General features: G+C 61.8%; 19 protein-coding genes. 11 read left to right on the forward strand and 8 right to left on the reverse strand.

The features are described 5' to 3' along the window. Positions 1-100: 100 nt before the first annotated feature. The 6 genes from OLZ32_RS33425 to OLZ32_RS33450 all read right to left on the reverse strand — a co-directional run bounded on the left by OLZ32_RS33425 (position 101) and on the right by OLZ32_RS33450 (position 5,535). On the reverse strand, positions 101-688 hold the full coding sequence (locus OLZ32_RS33425; protein WP_017989732.1) for a DUF2585 domain-containing protein: 588 nt from the start codon (positions 686-688) through the stop codon (positions 101-103). Continuing rightward, entirely contained in the window at positions 685-1,329 is a 645-nt protein-coding gene (locus OLZ32_RS33430; RefSeq protein ID WP_003543660.1) for a septation protein A, read from the reverse strand. Before OLZ32_RS33430 ends, OLZ32_RS33425 begins: the two co-directional genes overlap by 4 nt. Before the next feature lie 75 nt (positions 1,330-1,404). Next, the gene (gene ftsY, locus OLZ32_RS33435; protein ID WP_264424614.1) at positions 1,405-3,000 is read right to left on the reverse strand and encodes a signal recognition particle-docking protein FtsY; all 1,596 of its coding nucleotides are present in this window, start codon (positions 2,998-3,000) and stop codon (positions 1,405-1,407) included. Between the two features lie 16 nt (positions 3,001-3,016). Then, on the reverse strand, positions 3,017-4,291 hold the full coding sequence (gene mtaB, locus OLZ32_RS33440) for a tRNA (N(6)-L-threonylcarbamoyladenosine(37)-C(2))-methylthiotransferase MtaB (protein WP_264396387.1): 1,275 nt from the start codon (positions 4,289-4,291) through the stop codon (positions 3,017-3,019). Then, positions 4,288-5,193 carry a diaminopimelate epimerase gene (gene dapF / locus OLZ32_RS33445; protein WP_026160041.1) on the reverse strand — a complete coding sequence of 302 codons (906 nt, stop codon included), beginning with the start codon at positions 5,191-5,193 and terminating at the stop codon, positions 4,288-4,290. The genes mtaB and dapF overlap by 4 nt, the downstream gene beginning before the upstream one ends. Before the next feature lie 117 nt (positions 5,194-5,310). Continuing rightward, positions 5,311-5,535, reverse strand: a complete 225-nt coding sequence (locus OLZ32_RS33450) for a hypothetical protein (protein WP_017962453.1) — start codon at positions 5,533-5,535, stop codon at positions 5,311-5,313. A 492-nt stretch (positions 5,536-6,027) separates the two neighbouring features. Here OLZ32_RS33450 and ffh point away from each other — a divergent pair, with 492 nt between their 5' ends. The 11 genes from ffh (at position 6,028) to OLZ32_RS33505 (ending at position 14,752) form a co-directional block, all read left to right on the forward strand. Further along, the gene (gene ffh / locus OLZ32_RS33455; protein ID WP_027666944.1) at positions 6,028-7,614 is read left to right on the forward strand and encodes a signal recognition particle protein; all 1,587 of its coding nucleotides are present in this window, start codon (positions 6,028-6,030) and stop codon (positions 7,612-7,614) included. 16 nt (positions 7,615-7,630) lie between these two features. Continuing rightward, the gene (locus tag OLZ32_RS33460) at positions 7,631-7,951 is read left to right on the forward strand and encodes a chorismate mutase (protein ID WP_003543666.1); all 321 of its coding nucleotides are present in this window, start codon (positions 7,631-7,633) and stop codon (positions 7,949-7,951) included. A gap of 48 nt (positions 7,952-7,999) precedes the next feature. Next, positions 8,000-8,371: a 30S ribosomal protein S16 gene (rpsP, locus tag OLZ32_RS33465; RefSeq protein WP_003543667.1), complete on the forward strand. Its 372-nt coding sequence runs from the start codon at positions 8,000-8,002 to the stop codon at positions 8,369-8,371. A gap of 113 nt (positions 8,372-8,484) precedes the next feature. Continuing rightward, positions 8,485-9,054 (forward strand): ribosome maturation factor RimM, encoded by a 570-nt coding sequence (rimM, locus tag OLZ32_RS33470; protein WP_032987705.1) that lies wholly within the window; start codon positions 8,485-8,487, stop codon positions 9,052-9,054. After that, entirely contained in the window at positions 9,054-9,785 is a 732-nt protein-coding gene (gene trmD / locus OLZ32_RS33475; protein ID WP_032987707.1) for a tRNA (guanosine(37)-N1)-methyltransferase TrmD, read from the forward strand. The genes rimM and trmD overlap by 1 nt, the downstream gene beginning before the upstream one ends. A gap of 286 nt (positions 9,786-10,071) precedes the next feature. Then, positions 10,072-10,611 carry a 50S ribosomal protein L19 gene (rplS, locus tag OLZ32_RS33480; RefSeq protein ID WP_011653908.1) on the forward strand — a complete coding sequence of 180 codons (540 nt, stop codon included), beginning with the start codon at positions 10,072-10,074 and terminating at the stop codon, positions 10,609-10,611. Positions 10,612-10,756: 145 nt separating this feature from the next. Then, positions 10,757-11,554, forward strand: a complete 798-nt coding sequence (locus OLZ32_RS33485; RefSeq protein WP_264424617.1) for a basic amino acid ABC transporter substrate-binding protein — start codon at positions 10,757-10,759, stop codon at positions 11,552-11,554. Positions 11,555-11,570: 16 nt separating this feature from the next. After that, positions 11,571-12,383 carry an amino acid ABC transporter permease gene (locus OLZ32_RS33490; RefSeq protein WP_003543672.1) on the forward strand — a complete coding sequence of 271 codons (813 nt, stop codon included), beginning with the start codon at positions 11,571-11,573 and terminating at the stop codon, positions 12,381-12,383. Continuing rightward, complete coding sequence (locus OLZ32_RS33495; RefSeq protein ID WP_172643642.1) at positions 12,365-12,601, forward strand: hypothetical protein; 237 nt, start codon at positions 12,365-12,367, stop codon at positions 12,599-12,601. Before OLZ32_RS33490 ends, OLZ32_RS33495 begins: the two co-directional genes overlap by 19 nt. Positions 12,602-12,668: 67 nt before the next feature. Beyond that, positions 12,669-14,078, forward strand: a complete 1,410-nt coding sequence (leuC, locus tag OLZ32_RS33500; protein ID WP_003543674.1) for a 3-isopropylmalate dehydratase large subunit — start codon at positions 12,669-12,671, stop codon at positions 14,076-14,078. 320 nt (positions 14,079-14,398) lie between these two features. Further along, positions 14,399-14,752 (forward strand): hypothetical protein, encoded by a 354-nt coding sequence (locus OLZ32_RS33505; RefSeq protein WP_003543675.1) that lies wholly within the window; start codon positions 14,399-14,401, stop codon positions 14,750-14,752. Positions 14,753-14,838: 86 nt separating this feature from the next. On the opposite strand, the gene OLZ32_RS33510 is transcribed toward OLZ32_RS33505, so the two are convergent. Continuing rightward, a complete protein-coding gene (locus OLZ32_RS33510; protein ID WP_264396388.1) occupies positions 14,839-15,669 on the reverse strand; it encodes an aldo/keto reductase in 831 nt (276 codons plus the stop codon). Positions 15,670-15,801: 132 nt separating this feature from the next. Beyond that, positions 15,802-16,323: a L,D-transpeptidase family protein gene (locus tag OLZ32_RS33515; RefSeq protein WP_003543677.1), complete on the reverse strand. Its 522-nt coding sequence runs from the start codon at positions 16,321-16,323 to the stop codon at positions 15,802-15,804. Positions 16,324-16,409: the final 86 nt, after the last annotated feature.

Consider the following 16,409-nt stretch of genomic DNA (forward strand, 5'->3'; position numbering starts at 1 on the left):
CTCGTACGTGCAGTTGGCTGGTTTGCGAGGCGGTGCCACGAGTTAGTCCCTCCCCCTTGTGGGGAGGGGTTGGGGAGGGGTTTATCGGGACAAAAAAGCCCTACACCCCGCCCTGCCAGACCTTGATCGCCTCCACCGGCCAGATCAGCATCACAACATTGAGCGTCAGGTTGTCGCGGATTATGTAGCCGGTGAAAATCTCGAAGAAGATGGCGATCGCAACCGTGAGCGCCACCGGTGCGCGCCGCGCGAAGAAGAAGCCGACGCACATGAAGACGGTGTCCATCGCCGAATTCAGGATGCTGTCGCCGTAATAATCGAGCGCGATCGTCGCCGTGCGGTAGCGGTCGATGATGAGAGGGGAGTTTTCGAGCAGTTCCCAGCCGGATTCGATCACCAGCGCCAGCAGCAGCCTTGCCGCCAGCGGCTTGCCGCGCAGGATGAGATGCGCGAGCCCGTAAAACAGGAAGCCGTGGATGATGTGTGACGGCGTGTACCAATCCGACAGATGCTGCGAATTGCCGCTGGTATTGACCCCGCCCTCCCACAGCTTGACATAGCCACAGGCGCAGATCGGCACGCGGCCCATCATATATTCGGCGGCAATCTGAATGATCAGAACCGCAAGGCAGGCGGCGAACCAAAAGGTCTGGTGTCTTACGCGGTATTCGGCCTCTGCAGCGCTCACTTCTCGCCTTCCGTTTCCAGGTTGACGCTATGTTTCAGCACCAACGGCATCTGAGCCAGCGTGAAGATGATGGTAATCGGCATCGTGCCCCAGACCTTGAAGGCGACCCAGGTACCGTCGGAAAAATTGCGCCAGACGACTTCGTTCAGCACGGCAAGGAAGAGAAAGAAGATACCCCAGCGGATGGTGAGCTTGCGCCAGCCCTCGGCATCGAGCTGGAAGGCGGCGTTGAAGACATAGCCGAGCAGCGACTTGCCGAAGGCCAAGCCGCCGAGCAGCGCCACCCCGAAGAGCGCGTTGACGATGGTCGGCTTCATCTTGATGAAGGTCTCGTTCTGCAGCCAGATCGACAGCGAGCCGAAGATGACGACGACGATGCCGGATACAAAAGGCATGATCGGCAGATGGCCGAGCACGATCTTCGAAACGATCAGCGAGATGATCGTCGCCGCCATGAAGAGGCCGGTCGCGACGAACAGCGGTCCGCCCAATTCGGAAAGAGCGGGAAACGTCTCCACCAGCCACTGGCCGCGCAGATTGGCGAAGAAGAAGATCATCAGCGGCCCGAGTTCCAGCGCCAGTTTCAGCAGCGGATGATGCCGGTCGGCAGCAGACGGGGTGATATCGCTTTCGGTGCTCATGCGTTCTTCAAACCTGTTTTCCTGGAAACTGTTTCCGGCCGTGCCCTGCAGGCTTTCGGCGGCATATCTGTGGCATCATTGCCCAAGTCCGGCAATGGCGTGGGCAAAATCCTCGGCCTCGAACGGCTCCAGATCCTCGACGCCCTCGCCGACGCCGATGAAATAGACCGGCAGCTTGTGCTTGGCGGAGATGGCGACGAGAATGCCGCCGCGCGCCGTGCCGTCGAGCTTGGTCATGATCAGCCCGTTGACGCCGGCGACGTTGCGGAAGATCTCGACCTGGCTGAGCGCGTTCTGCCCCGTCGTGGCATCGAGCGTCTGCAGCACGGTATGCGGCGCATCGGGATCGAGTTTGCCGAGCACGCGGACGATCTTCTCGAGCTCGGCCATCAGCTCGGCCTTGTTCTGCAGGCGGCCGGCGGTATCGACGATCAGCACGTCGCATTTTTTCGCCTTTGCCTGTTCGAAGGCATCATAGGCAAGGCCGGCGGCATCGGCACCGAGTTTGGTGCCGATGAATTCGGAATTCGTCCGGTCGGCCCAGATTTTCAGCTGCTCGATCGCCGCCGCACGGAAGGTATCGCCGGCAGCCAGCATCACCTTCAGCCCGGCGCCGGAAAGCTTTGCGGCAAGCTTGCCGATCGTCGTGGTCTTGCCGGTGCCGTTGACGCCGACGACGAGGATGACATGCGGCTTGTGCGAGAGGTCGAGCTGCAGCGGCCGGGCGACCGGCTTCAGCACCTTGGCGATTTCCGACGCCATGATCCGGCTGACATCCTCGCCGGTGACATCCTTGCCATAACGCTCGGAAGCAAGCGTGTCGGTGACGCGCATAGCGGTCTCGACGCCGAGATCGGCCTGGATCAGCAGGTCTTCGAGATCCTGCAGCGTCTCGTCATCGAGCTTGCGCTTGGTGAAGAGCGCGGTGATCTGGCCGGTCAGCTGCGAAGAGGTGCGTGCAAGGCCATTGCGCAGGCGCTGGAACCAGCTGAGTTTTGGCTGCAGGACAACGGCCTCGGGCTCAACGACCTTCGGCCCGGTGGCAAAGCCTCTGGGCAGGATGGGAGAACCAATCTCCGGTTCTGCCGTGGGATTGCCCCCCTCTGCCCTGCCGGGCATCTCCCCCACAAGTGGGGAGATTGGCTGGGAGGGCGAATCCAGCCCTGCATCATCCTCAGTCGGAATCTCTTCCGGCTCGGTCGGCGTCTCTTCCGGAAGCTTTTCAACGATCTCTTCGAGGTCAGCCGGCTGTTCTAGCGCTCCGGTCTCCACAGGATCTCCCGCCTCGTGCGGGAGATGTCCCGGAGGGACAGAAGGTGGTTGTTCCGCAACGGGTTCGGCGACCGCCTGGATTTCAACCTCCGCCTCCGCTGCTGCCTCGGCTTCCAGCAATGAGAGCGGCACGACACCCATGTCGTTCAGCTGGTCGGCGGCGGGCAGGATCGAGGATTCGACATCATCTTCAGCAACCGCTGCTTCGACCCCGCCCTCGTCAATATCGGCAGCCGGCCCGCCGGCCGTATCCATTTCCTCGGCCAGCACCGGATCGTCGGCAACCGGCAGATCTTCGTCGCGCGAACGCGGCTCCAGCTCCCTCTCCACGGCCGCAGGCACAGGTTCTTCAGCCGGCTTGCCGAAGGTGAAGACCTTTTTGATGAAACTGAGCGCCATGGGGATTCCGTGAAAGTCAGGCCGCTGCTGCGGCCGTCAATTGCATGTCGAGATGCTTGCCATTGTGGCCGGTGATCGTGACCGGCACAAGTTCGCCGGGACGAAGGCCGGGGGCTGCGACCAGCGTGAAGTTCTCCGTATGCGCCAAGCCGTTGTTTTCAACAAGCAGCCATTGCCGGGTTCCAATCATCCCATCGAGATGGGATCGATGCAGCCTATGTCCAGCGGCGCGCAGCCTTGCGGCGCGATCCTTGACCAGCGACCGGTCGAGCTGCGGCATGCGGGCGGCCGGCGTGCCGGGACGCGGACTGTAGGGGAAGACATGCAGATGGGCGATACCGGCTTCTTCGGCCAGCCTCACGGCGTTCTCGAACATCTCTTCGGTTTCGGTGGGAAAGCCGGCAATCATATCGGCGCCGAAGCTCATCTCGGGGCGGAGGCGGCGCGCATCCTCGATGAAACGCAACGCATCGGCGCGTAAATGCCGGCGCTTCATGCGCTTCAGGATCATGTCGTCGCCATGCTGCAGCGAAAGATGCAGATGCGGCATGAAACGTGGCTCGCCGGCGATGAGATCCATCAGGTGGGCATCGGCCTCGATGCTGTCGATCGAGGAAAGCCGCAGGCGGCGGATATCGGGGATCTGCTTCAGCAGCGTCTTCGCCAAAAGCCCGAGCGTCGGGGCGCCCGGCAGATCGCCGCCATAGCTGGTGGCATCGACGCCGGTCAGTACGATCTCGCGATAACCGCCGTCGACGAGATTGCGGGCCTGATCGACGACGGCTCCCATCGGTACGGAGCGGGAATTGCCGCGGCCATAGGGAATGATGCAGAAAGTGCAGCGATGGTCGCAGCCGTTCTGCACCTGGATGAAGGCGCGCACATGGCCGTCGATGTGCCTGACCATCTGCGGCGCCGTCGCCTTGACGCTCATGATGTCATTGACCCGGAGCTTCTCTTCGGCCGAAACGCCGAAATCCGGCAGGCTGCGATAGGAGGCGCTGGTCAGCTTCTCCTCGTTGCCGAGCACGGCATCGACCTCTGCCATGGCGGCGAAGGTCTGCTTTTCCGTCTGCGCGGCGCAGCCGGTGACGATGATGCGGGCATGCGGATTGTCGCGCCGTGCCCGGCGGATCGCCTGGCGGGCCTGGCGCACGGCCTCGCCGGTCACGGCACAGGTATTGACCAGGATGGCGTTGTTGAGCCCGGCCTTCTCAGCCTGCGCCTTCATCACTTCGGATTCATATGTGTTGAGGCGGCAGCCGAAGGTAATGACCTCGATGCCGCTCACTGCGCCTCCGCCTCCCGGGTACCCTCGCGCGACCAGAGACCGGTCGAAGGATCGACCCTGCCCGACCATTCCCATTCGGCCGGGCCGGTCATGATGACATGATCGTCGCGCTCGCGCCATTCGATGGAAAGCGTGGCCGGCGGCTTGGCGCTTGCCACATTGATCGTCACCTTGCGGCCGGTTCGGCCGGTGCGCGCAGCACTGACGGCAGCGGAACAGGCAGCCGAGCCGCAGGCAAGCGTCAGCCCCGCGCCGCGCTCCCAGGTGCGCGTCGTCACCGATGTCGGCGAGGTCACTTGCGCAAGCGTGATATTGGCGCGCTCGGGAAACATCGGATGGTTTTCGAGCAACGGTCCGAAGCGGGCGAGATCATAGGACATCACGTCCCTGTCCACCCAGAAGATCGCATGCGGATTGCCCATCGACATCGCCGACGGCGAATGCAGCACCGGCTTGTCGATCGGGCCGATCTGCAACTCGATGCGGCTGGTGTCGTGGAATTCTTCCGCCAGCGGGATCCTGTCCCAATCGAACACCGGCCGGCCCATATCGACGGAGATCGTCCCGTCCTCGTGTTCGACGGCATTCAGGATGCCGGCGACTGTCTGGAAGGTAAAGACCTTCCTGCCGGTCTCGGCGGCAAGCGCCTGCACGACGCAGCGCGTGCCGTTGCCGCAGGCCTGCGCCTTCGAGCCGTCGGAATTCAGGATGTCGATGAAGGCATCGGTGCCTTCGGCCCTCGGATCATGGATCGCCATGATCTGATCGAACTCAGTCTGCGGATCGGCATTGAGCGCGACCGCCGCCGCCGGCGTCACTTTGTCCGGCCGGCCGCGCATGTCGACGACCAGGATCTTGTTGCCAAGCCCGTTCATCCTCGCAAATTCGACCGTTGCGCTCATGGGTATCATTCCGTCTGTCTTTCCGGTGTATATGGCGGAAATGCGAAGGAATTACCAGTGGGTGAGTGCCGGGCAGACGTTGCGGTCCGCTGACCCCTTCGAGGCAGCAGTTCGGCTTTACCGCTGCGCACCGTCGGGATCGAAGGACGCAGCATGGGCTTCGACAATAGCTGCGGTGATGACCTTTCTCAGCTCGTAGACCAGCGAGCGGGACCGCTTGCGATCCAGATCCTGTGCCGCCTTGGCAAGATTCAGGCCTTCGTTCAGGACAATATGATGGGCCCGCGCCAGCGCCCAGCTCTCAATATCAGCATTTAACATTCGATATCTCCGCCGATTCATTCGGCATCAAGGATATTCACGAATCATTTTACAGGACGCACTTAAGTAGAAAGTAGAATCATAAGCAGAATAATTTGCAACTGGCGTTGACAGCGAATTCGGCCGCCGGAGTGGCAATATTTATCGGCAAAACCTGAAACGCTGGCGGATTGCGCAAGCCAATACATCACTTTGTTTGAGTATGTACTTTTGCTGCAACCACTGGATGAGACGCCAGCGCCCTCTCGCCACCTGGCTTTTGAGACGGCGGTCATGCGGTCATTTGTCCGCATTGCCTTGACTTTCGCGCGGCTTTCCTGTTTATCGCGCCCAATCCGCGACGAGCCACACGACTCCGAGCCGCCGACCGGGATCTGAGATCCCGGAGGTCAACACCCGACAGCGCGATGCGCCCTCGGGTGCTTTTTGGCTTTGCGTCTTGTTTTCGTCAAGGAAAAGCACGACGTTTCCGGGCAGGTAAGAACCCGCCCGAAACGTATCAAGGAAGAGCCGATGTTTGAAAACCTCCAGGACCGTCTTGGATCCATTCTGAATGGACTGACAGGCCGTGGCGCGCTTTCGGAAGCCGATGTTTCCGCAGCGCTGCGCGAGGTTCGCCGTGCGTTGCTGGAGGCCGACGTCGCGCTCGACGTCGTGCGTTCCTTCACCGACCGCGTGCGTGAAAAGGCCGTCGGCGCCGAGATCCTGAAGTCGATCAAGCCCGGCCAGATGGTCGTCAAGATCGTGCATGACGAACTGATCGAGATGCTGGGCGGCGAAGGGGTCGGCATCGACCTGCATGCGCCGGCCCCCGTCGTCGTCATGATGGTCGGCCTGCAGGGTTCCGGCAAAACGACGACATCGGCGAAGATTGCCCATCGCCTGTCGACGCGCGAGAAGAAGAAGGTGCTGATGGCATCGCTCGACACGCGCCGTCCGGCAGCCCAGGAGCAGCTTCGCCAGCTTGGCGCGCAGGCCAATATCGACACGCTGCCGATCATATCGGGCCAGTCGCCGACGGATATCGCCGCCCGCGCCGTGCAGGCGGCCAAGCTTGGCGGCCATGATGTCGTCATCCTCGATACCGCCGGCCGCACGCATATCGACGAGCCCTTGATGGTCGAGATGGCCGACATCAAGAAGCGGTCGAACCCGCATGAAATTCTGCTGGTCGCCGATAGCCTCACCGGCCAGGACGCCGTCAACCTCGCCCGCAGTTTCGACGAACGCGTCGGTATCACCGGTCTGGTGCTGACCCGCATGGACGGCGATGGCCGCGGCGGTGCCGCCCTTTCGATGCGCGCCGTCACCGGCAAGCCGATCAAGCTGATCGGCGTCGGCGAGAAGATGAGCGAGCTGGAGGAATTCCATCCTCGCCGCATCGCCGACCGTATCCTCGGCATGGGCGACATCGTCTCGCTCGTCGAGCGCGCGGCCGAAAACATCGACGCCGAGAAGGCAGCCGCCATGGCCGCCAAGATGGCCAAGGGCAAGTTCGACCTCGACGATTTGGCCGACCAGCTGCGCCAGATGCAGAAGATGGGCGGCATGGGCGGTATCATGGGCATGATGCCCGGCATGGCCGGCATGAAGGACAAGATGGCCGCAGCCGGCCTCGACGACAAGCTTTTCGGCCGCCAGATCGCCATCATCCAGTCGATGACCAAGGCCGAGCGCACCAATCCCGACCTGCTCAAGCATTCGCGCAAGAAGCGCATCGCCGCCGGCTCCGGCACCGATGCCGCCGCCATCAACAAGCTTCTGAAGATGCACCGCCAGATGGCGGACATGATGAAGATGATGGGCGGCAAGGGCAAAGGCGGCATGATGAAGCAGATGATGGGCGGCCTTGCCGGCAAGATGGGGCTCGGCGGCGGCATGGGCGGCATGGGTGGCGGCATGCCCGATCTCTCGAATATCGATCCCCGGCAGCTCGAGGCCCTGCAGAAGCAGGCCGAAGCGGCGGGGCTTGGAAAGCCGGGTGGGGGTATGCCCGGTCTCGGCGGTATGCCGGGTGGTTTGTCGGGCCTCGGCGGCGCCAAGCTGCCGGGCCTTGGCGGTGGTTTCCCGGGATTGCCCGGATTGCCGAAGAAGAAGTGAAAGGATCGCTTGCCCCATGATTGATCCAAACGTCAAAGCCCAGCTCGCGAGCTATCGTCAGTCGATCGACAATATCGATGCCGCTCTCGTGCACATGCTGGCCGAACGCTTCCGCTGCACCAAAGAGGTCGGCGTGCTGAAGGCCAAATACAATTTGCCGCCGGCCGACCCGGCGCGCGAGGAATACCAGATCGAACGCCTTCGCCAGCTGGCGAAAGCCGCCAATCTGGATCCGGATTTCGCCGAGAAGTTCCTGAACTTCGTCATCAAGGAAGTCATCCGGCATCATGAGCAGATCGCTGCGGATCACGCTGAACAAAGCGCTGCAGCCCGATAACCGTACCGCTCAAGAAAGCGGTCAAGAAAAGCCCAAGGAGTAAAGAACATGGCACTGAAAATTCGTCTCGCCCGCGGTGGTTCCAAGAAGCGCCCGTATTACCACGTCGTTCTCGCCGATGCGCGCAGTCCGCGTGACGGCCGCTTTCTCGAAAACCTCGGTTCCTGGAACCCGATGCTTGCCAAGGACGATGAGAAGCGCGTTCAGCTGAACGCCGAGCGCATCAAGCATTGGATCGAACATGGCGCCCAGCCGACCGACCGCGTCCTGCGCTTCCTCGATGAGGCAGGCGTTGCCAAGCGCGAAGTCAAGAACAACCCGGTCAAGGCAAAGCCCGGCAAGCGCGCCCAGGAACGCGCCGCCGAAAAGGCTCAAAAGGTCGCCGACGCTGCGGCTGCTGCAGCAGACGCCGCGGAATAATCGCGACATTCCCTTCGAGCGGGCGGCATGGCGACATGCCGCCCGTTTTCGTTTCCAATCGCACGCACTTCGTTTATGAGAAACCTGTCTTTCGGCTTCACATGAAGGAACCCATGACCAAGCTTGAAAACCCCGTTCTGATGGCGACGATCGGTGGCGCGCAGGGCCTCCGGGGCGAGGTGCGCGCCAAGGCCTATACGGCCGATCCCGGCGCGCTTGGCGACTACGGCCATCTGCACAGCATGGACGGCCGCAGCTTCGAAGTTCTCGAAATCCGCGAGATGAAGAATGTCGTCGTCGTCCGTTTCCGCGGTGTCAACGACCGCAATGCCGCCGAGGCCCTGAATGGGCTTGAACTCTATATCGAGCGGGACAATCTGCCGGACGAGGAGCTGGAAGAAGATGAGTTCTACTATGCCGATCTCGAGGGCCTCGAAGCACGCGACGACAAGGGTGTCAGCTATGGCACGGTTACCGGCGTCTTCGATTTCGGCGCCGGCGACCTGCTGGAACTCAAAGGTCCGGGCAAGCGCCCGGTGCTGATCCCCTTCTCCGAAGCCTCGGTGCTGGAGATCGACCTCGAGGCCGGCACGCTGCTGATCGATCCGCTGGCGGCGGGGCTGGTCGACGATCCCGAAGAGCTTTCGAAATTCACGCCCGACAAGCCGAAAAAGAAGAAATGATGGCTTTCCGGGCGAGCGTGCTGACACTTTATCCGGAAATGTTTCCGGGGCATCTGGGCTTCTCGCTCGCCGGCAAGGCGATGGAGCGGGGGCAATGGTCGCTGGACACGGTTCAGATCCGCGACTTCGCCACCGACAGACACCGCACCGTCGACGACACCCCGGCCGGCGGCGGCGCCGGCATGGTGCTGAAGGCCGACGTTCTTGCACGTGCGATCGACAGCGCCTCAGAAAACGATACCCGCCCGCGGCTGCTGATGAGCCCGCGCGGACGGCCGCTGACGCAGGAGCGTGTGCGCGAACTCGCGGCCGGCGACGGCGTCATCATCGTCTGCGGCCGCTTCGAGGGCGTCGACCAGCGGGTGATCGAGGCGCGCGGACTGGAAGAGGTCTCGATCGGCGACTACGTGCTGTCAGGCGGCGAGCCGGCGGCGCTGATCGTGCTCGATGCCATCATCCGCATCCTGCCTGGCGTCATGGGCAACGATCTTTCCGGCCTGCACGAAAGCTTCGAAGGCGGACTGCTGGAACATCCGCATTATACCCGGCCGCAGGAATGGGAAGGCCGGGAAATCCCCGCAATCCTCACCTCGGGCAACCATGGCGCCATCGAGAAATGGCGGCATCAGGAAGCGGTGCGGCTGACGCGGGAGCGGCGGCCGGATCTGCTGGAAAAGGCCGGCGCATCTCCCGGAAAATCGGGATCGAATTTCGGAAAGCACGATGCGTAGATTCAAAATGCTACAGCGTCCTTTGCGCGTCTGAAAACACGCACGGCGCTGTAAAGTGAGAAAAACGGCTGATTTCGCAGCCCTTTTCACAAAAATGCCGTCCAAGGGATGACAAGGCCTGGCCTTTCGTGTATTGGCGCACGCGGAAATGGGGTTTATCCCCGTCTGCCAGCAAACAAAGAATGGCGAATCCGCTCCCGCCCTTGACGGGCAAAGTCCTGAGGCCAGTTCCGAAGGATCAGTGTCGAGCGCTCTGGCTGTTTCAGAAGAACCAAAGGTTAAGACGATGAACATCATTCAGCAACTTGAGGCCGAACAGGCCGCCAAGATCGAAGCCAAGCGCACGCTTCCCGAATTTTCCCCGGGCGACACCGTCCGCGTCAACGTGAAGGTCACGGAAGGCACTCGTACGCGCGTTCAGGCCTATGAAGGCGTCTGCATCGCCCGCTCCGGCGGCGGCCTGCAGGAAAACTTCACGGTCCGCAAGATCTCCTACGGCGAAGGCGTCGAGCGCGTATTCCCGATCTACTCGCCGATGATCGAAAGCGTCGACGTCGTTCGCCGCGGTAAGGTCCGTCGCGCCAAGCTCTATTACCTGCGCGACCGTCGCGGCAAGTCTGCCCGTATCGTTGAAGACACCGGCGTCCGCGCCCGCAAGCTCAACGACGCCGAGCGCGCCGCCATTGCCGAGGAAAAGGCACGTATCGAAGCTGAAAAGGTTGCAGCAGCTCAGGCGCTCGCCGCCGAGAAGGCAGCAGCAGACGCTGCGGAAGCCAAGGCCGCCGCTGAAGCAGCCGCCGCTGCAGCGGAACCGGCAGCAGAATAAGATCTGCGCCACGCAAAATTCTTTGCTTGGAAAGGCGGCCTTCGGGTCGCCTTTTCTATTTTTTGCTTCGGTGCGCAGCCGGCGGCCTTGCCTCAGGCCCATCTTCCGTGACAGTTTTTGCCGTTCAATTTTGGGGAACCGTTCAATGTTGTTTCATCGTACCGTTCTTGCGAGCTTCGCCGCCCTTGCTCTTCTACCCCTCGCCGCATCGGCCGCCGAACTGCCCGATCTCGGCGGCAAGAGCGTCGTCGTCGTCACCGAGAATGCCTATCCGCCGCTGCAATTCGTCGATCCGAAATCCGGCAAGGCGATCGGCTGGGAATATGATGCGATGAACGAGATCGCCAAGCGGCTGAATTTCAAGGTCGAATACCAGAACACCAGCTGGGACGCGATGATCCAGGCGGTGTCCGACGGCCAGTACAACATCGGCATGACCGGCATCACCATCAAGGAAGACCGCAAGCAGAAGGTGGATTTCTCCGATCCCTATATGCGCTCGCAGCAGTTCATGCTGGTACGCGGCGACGAGAAGCGCTTCACCGATGCCAAGTCCTTCGGCGAATTCAAGGATGGCCTGGTCGGCGCACAGCCCGGTACAACGCCCTTCTACACCGCCGTCTACGAAGTGCTTGATGGTAACGAGCAGAACCCGCGCATCAAGCTCTTCGAAACCTTCGGCGCCACCGTCCAGGCCTTGAAGACCGGCGATGTCGACGTCGTGCTGACCGACGGTACCGCCGGCAAGGGCTATGTCGATGCCTCGAACGGTGCCCTCAAGCTGATCGGCGAACCGCTCGGCACCGAAGATTTCGGCTTCATCTTCCCGAAGGGGTCCGACCTCGTCGCCCCGGTCAATGCCGCCATCGCCGCACTCAAGGCCGACGGTACGCTGGATGGGCTGAACAAGAAGTGGTTCCTCGACTACAAGATGGGCGAATGACGCCGAGCAGCCGCTGATGGCGTTGCGACCATCTCGCGACAGACACGTCAAGGACGACCATCCCTGGTGGCTGGTCGCCCTCGTCACGATCGGCATCGTGCTTGCCGCCGTCATCGTCGCCAACGATATCTATGCCCAGGTCTTCCGCACCGTCGTCAACGGTGTCGGCGTCACCGTCTTCGTCACGCTGGTCGCCTTCGTGCTCGCCACCGTGCTCGGCCTCGGCATCTGCCTGCTTGGCATGGCCGACAGCCAGGTGTTGCGTCAGATTGCGCGCTTCTACATCGAGATCATCCGCGGCATACCGATCCTCGTGCTGCTGTTCTACGTCGCCTTCGTCGGCGCGCCGGCTCTGGTCGCAGCCTACAACTTCCTGATTTCGCCGCTGGTGACATCAGGTATGGCCGAGCCCATTCTGGTGCGCGACCTGTCGCTGATGTGGCGAGCGATCATCGCGCTGACGGTCGGCTATTCCTCCTTCATCGCCGAAATCTTCCGGGCCGGTTTCCAGTCGGTCGATCTCGGCCAGATCGAGGCGGCCAAGGCGCTTGGCCTGTCACGTTACCGGCGCTTTCGCTCCGTCGTCTTCCCGCAGGCGATCCGGGTGATCTTCCCGCCGCTCTCCAACGATTTCGTCTCGATGGTGAAGGACAGCTCGCTCGTCTCCGTGCTTGGTGTCGCCGACATCACCCAGATGGGCAAGGTCTATGCCGCCGGCTCCTTTCGCTTCTTCGAGACCTATTCGATCGTCACCTATATCTATCTGATCCTGACGATCGGCCTGTCGCTGGCGCTGCGGCGGACGGAGAAATGGATGAAGTCGCGGTAAGCGATCAATACCCGCCGCGCCGCCGAGAGGCCGCAGAGCGCCTGCTGATGATTCAAATTGAAGCCGCCGCGAAAAATCGCTATATGCAGGGCCATGGAATCCAAGTTCAGATGCATTGGTGCGCATATTTTCGTGCTGCAGGATCATTATCGCCTGCCGGCACGGTTTTTTGCGTGTGTGTCCGGTGCTCTCAACAGCCGACTTCGTTGATCGAATGACGGCCGGCGGAGCCTGATCTGCCATTTCTCGATTTTCCAAAAGCTTTAGAAAAACGGACTTAACGCCATGAGCGCACCGCGTACCCTCTACGACAAGATCTGGGACGATCATCTGGTCGACGAACAGCCGGACGGCACCTGTCTTCTCTACATCGACCGGCATCTGGTCCACGAAGTCACCTCGCCGCAGGCTTTCGAAGGCTTGCGCATGACCGGCCGCAAGGTTCGCGCGCCGGAAAAGACGCTCGCCGTCGTCGACCATAACGTTCCGACCTCGCCCGACCGCCATCTCGGCATCAAGAACGAGGAAAGCCGCATCCAGGTGGAAGCGCTGGCGACCAACGCCGCCGAATTCGGCGTCGAATATTATTCGGCAAGCGACAAGCGCCAGGGCATCGTCCACATCGTCGGTCCGGAACAGGGCTTCACCCTGCCCGGCATGACCATCGTCTGCGGCGACAGCCATACCTCGACGCATGGCGCCTTCGGCGCGCTGGCGCACGGCATCGGCACCTCCGAGGTCGAACATGTGCTGGCGACCCAGACGCTGATCCAGAAGAAGGCGAAGAACATGCTGGTGCGGGTCGACGGCCTGCTTCCGCCGCATGTTACCGCCAAGGACATCATCCTTGCCATCATCGGCGAAATCGGCACCGCCGGCGGCACCGGCCACGTCATCGAATTTGCCGGCGAAGCGATCCGCGCGCTGTCGATGGAAGGCCGCATGACCGTCTGCAACATGACGATCGAAGGCGGCGCCCGCGCCGGCCTGATCGCCCCTGACGAAAAAACCTTCGAATACATCAAGGGCAAGCCGCGCGCGCCGAAGGGCGAGGCGCTGGAACAGGCAATCGCCTACTGGAAGACGCTGCAGACCGACGAGGGCGCTCATTACGACCGCGTCGTCGTTCTCGATGCCGCCAGCCTGCCGCCGATCGTTTCCTGGGGCTCCTCGCCCGAGGATGTCATCTCCGTCCAGGGCATCGTTCCGAACCCCGACGACATCCAGGACGAAACCAAGCGCACCTCCAAGTGGCGCGCGCTCGACTATATGGGCCTGAAGCCGGGCACGAAGATGACCGACATCACGCTTGACCGCGTCTTCATCGGCTCCTGCACCAACGGCCGCATCGAGGATCTGCGCGAAGTCGCCAAGGTCGTCGAAGGCAAGACGGTTGCCTCAACCGTCGACGCAATGATCGTTCCGGGTTCCGGCCTCGTCAAGGAACAGGCGGAAGCCGAAGGCCTCGACAAGATCTTCAAGGCCGCCGGTTTCGACTGGCGCGAGCCGGGCTGCTCCATGTGCCTTGCCATGAACGACGACCGTCTGAAGCCGGGCGAACGTTGCGCTTCGACCTCGAACCGCAACTTCGAAGGCCGTCAGGGCTTCAAGGGCCGCACGCACCTCGTCTCGCCGGCAATGGCCGCCGCAGCCGCGATCGCCGGTCACTTCGTCGATATCCGCGAGTGGAACTGATCCGTCGAAACGGATGAAAATCAAAAGCCCACCGATGCCCCTGCGCATCGGTGGGCTTCGCATTTATGACACCCCGTGCCTTCGGCACCTGGTGGATAATGCTCCCACGAGCTCGTCAGTGAATGACCCGCGTTCTTGATTTCACCCGTTCGGGCAATCGACATCGGAGAATGCCTGTGGCTTCATCGCGATGGCGCTTTCAGACGCATCTCGCGCGACTTTCGACAGGCGCGCTTTCGGGCGTCCATTGCCAGTCCCGGCGATCAACCCGCCTGATTGTGCCAGCAAAGCTCCGCGTTGTGTGATCTGGGAGAATAGCCATGAGACAGAAAATGGCAGGACGCCTGCCGCAAACCATCCTGGGCCTGTTCGTATCGCTGGCATCGATCGATGCCACCGCGGCTGCGCCGATCCATCCGGCAGCACCGCCGATCAAGGTCTCTTCCGGCTTGTGGCAACAGGTCGCGCAAAGCAAGGCACCGTCTCTCAATGGCTATCGCGGTTATAGCAGCGCCCGGCCCGGCTATATCAAGAGCTCGAATGGCTATTGGTATCCCTCGCGCGCCTTCGCTTCGGACGATTATACCGGTTCGATCGGGCGTCCGCGGCGCCTGAACAATGCTTGCAACTTCGGTTTTACCCCGACCAACGGATCGTCCAAATGTAACTATTGAAGCGGCAGGCCCATCATACAAAGGCCGCCGCAGGTGATCTCTCCCGAGGCGGCCACTGATTGGCTTGGCAATGATGGGGACGGCGATCAGAAGGTCGCCGTTATCGGATCCGGTCCCATGCGGGCGCCGGCGCTGTCGAACTTGGCGATCGCGGCCATGTCGTCGGCATCAAGCTTGAAGTCGAACACCTGGAAGTTCTCCTCGATGCGCGACGGTGTCACCGATTTCGGGATGACGACGAGGCCGGTGTCGATGTGCCAGCGAATGATCACCTGAGCCGGCGTCTTCCGATGCTTTTTGGCGATCTCGCCGATATCGGCGTTCGAGATGAACTTACCCTGGCCAAGCGGGCTCCAGGATTCGGTGGCGATATTCAGCTTCTTGTGAACTTCCTGCGCCACTTTCTGCTGGAAATCGGGATGCAGCTCAATCTGGTTGATGACGGGAACCACGCCGGTTTCTCCGATGATGCGCTCGAGATGTTCGGGATTGAAATTCGACACGCCGATCGAGCGGGCACGGCCCTCTTCCCGGATGCGCACGAAGGCCTTCCACGTCTCCGTATAGAGGCCGCGATGCGGCGACGGCCAGTGAATGAGGTAGAGGTCGACATACTCGGAACCGAGCTTCTTCAGGCTGCCGTCGAAGGCGCGCAGCGTATTGTCATAGCCTTGATCGGTATTCCTGAGCTTGGTGGTGACGAAGATGTCCTTGCGGTCGAGGCCGGAAGAGCGGATGCCTTCGCCGACGCCCTCTTCGTTGTCGTAGCCGGAAGCGGTATCGATGTGACGATAGCCGGCGGCGATCGCCGTGCGCACGGTGGGAGCGGCAATATCCTGCGGCGTCTGCCAGACGCCGAGGCCGACTTGCGGAATGGAATGTCCGTCATGGAAAGTGATGATGGGTTGAGCGGTCACAATATATCTCCGGGAGTTTGAAGAATTGGACGAGGCATGAATTGCGCCCGCGCCTACGGGGCGTCCCTGAACGCATTTCAGCCGGAGCGTTCGGTCACCGCAAACATATAGGTGACCGCATCCGGAAGACAATCAGACAACGCGGACAATCGTTCCCTTTCGAAGGTGAGGCAGCAGTCGGCGCATGTCGCGCAGGCTCACCGCCACGCAGCCCGCCGTCGGCTCGTAGCCCGGCCTGATGAGATGGAAGAAGATCGCCGAGCCGCGATTGCGCGCACGCGAGGAGATGTTCCAGTCCATCACCAGGCAGATATCGTAGAGCCCGTCGCTGCGCCGCATCTCCTCGTGACTTGCGCTGAACGGCGCCCGGACCAGACGGTTGTAGCTGGCACTGTCGGACTGATCGCACCAGTGCATGTCGGGGCGGATGCGGCGGATGGAAAGCGGAGTGACGAGGCGGCCGTTCCGCTCGCCGCGCCGGAAGCCGGACAACAGCTTCATCGAGGCGATCGGCGTGGCGCCGTCGCCCTCTCGTTTCATCACGGTGCGGCCGGAGCGGCCGATCGCAGCAGGTACGGTGATGGCGCCGAGCTGGACGATCGCCCGGCTCTTGCGCCCCGGCGCAGGACGCACCACGATCGTCGACGGCGTCATACCTCGCCTCTGCCTTGCTTTTTCCATTTTTCTCGCATGTCGTGCCTTGTCTGGGGCTTCGATTGAAATCATATCGAAACCGACCC

This window comes from Rhizobium acaciae, assembly GCF_025941625.1.
Lineage (GTDB): Bacteria > Pseudomonadota > Alphaproteobacteria > Rhizobiales > Rhizobiaceae > Rhizobium > Rhizobium acaciae.

Coding starts and splice junctions, on each gene's coding strand:
- OLZ32_RS33430 (WP_003543660.1), bottom strand. CDS start 1,329: ATGAGCACCGAAAGCGATATCACCCCGTCTGCTGCCGACCGGCATCAT.
- trmD (WP_032987707.1), top strand. CDS start 9,054: ATGGCTTTCCGGGCGAGCGTGCTGACACTTTATCCGGAAATGTTTCCG.
- OLZ32_RS33460 (WP_003543666.1), top strand. CDS start 7,631: ATGATTGATCCAAACGTCAAAGCCCAGCTCGCGAGCTATCGTCAGTCG.
- OLZ32_RS33495 (WP_172643642.1), top strand. CDS start 12,365: ATGGATGAAGTCGCGGTAAGCGATCAATACCCGCCGCGCCGCCGAGAG.
- rimM (WP_032987705.1), top strand. CDS start 8,485: ATGACCAAGCTTGAAAACCCCGTTCTGATGGCGACGATCGGTGGCGCG.
- ftsY (WP_264424614.1), bottom strand. CDS start 3,000: ATGGCGCTCAGTTTCATCAAAAAGGTCTTCACCTTCGGCAAGCCGGCT.
- rplS (WP_011653908.1), top strand. CDS start 10,072: ATGAACATCATTCAGCAACTTGAGGCCGAACAGGCCGCCAAGATCGAA.
- OLZ32_RS33485 (WP_264424617.1), top strand. CDS start 10,757: ATGTTGTTTCATCGTACCGTTCTTGCGAGCTTCGCCGCCCTTGCTCTT.
- dapF (WP_026160041.1), bottom strand. CDS start 5,193: ATGAGCGCAACGGTCGAATTTGCGAGGATGAACGGGCTTGGCAACAAG.
- OLZ32_RS33450 (WP_017962453.1), bottom strand. CDS start 5,535: ATGAATCGGCGGAGATATCGAATGTTAAATGCTGATATTGAGAGCTGG.
- OLZ32_RS33505 (WP_003543675.1), top strand. CDS start 14,399: ATGAGACAGAAAATGGCAGGACGCCTGCCGCAAACCATCCTGGGCCTG.
- ffh (WP_027666944.1), top strand. CDS start 6,028: ATGTTTGAAAACCTCCAGGACCGTCTTGGATCCATTCTGAATGGACTG.
- rpsP (WP_003543667.1), top strand. CDS start 8,000: ATGGCACTGAAAATTCGTCTCGCCCGCGGTGGTTCCAAGAAGCGCCCG.
- leuC (WP_003543674.1), top strand. CDS start 12,669: ATGAGCGCACCGCGTACCCTCTACGACAAGATCTGGGACGATCATCTG.
- OLZ32_RS33490 (WP_003543672.1), top strand. CDS start 11,571: ATGGCGTTGCGACCATCTCGCGACAGACACGTCAAGGACGACCATCCC.
- OLZ32_RS33515 (WP_003543677.1), bottom strand. CDS start 16,323: ATGACGCCGTCGACGATCGTGGTGCGTCCTGCGCCGGGGCGCAAGAGC.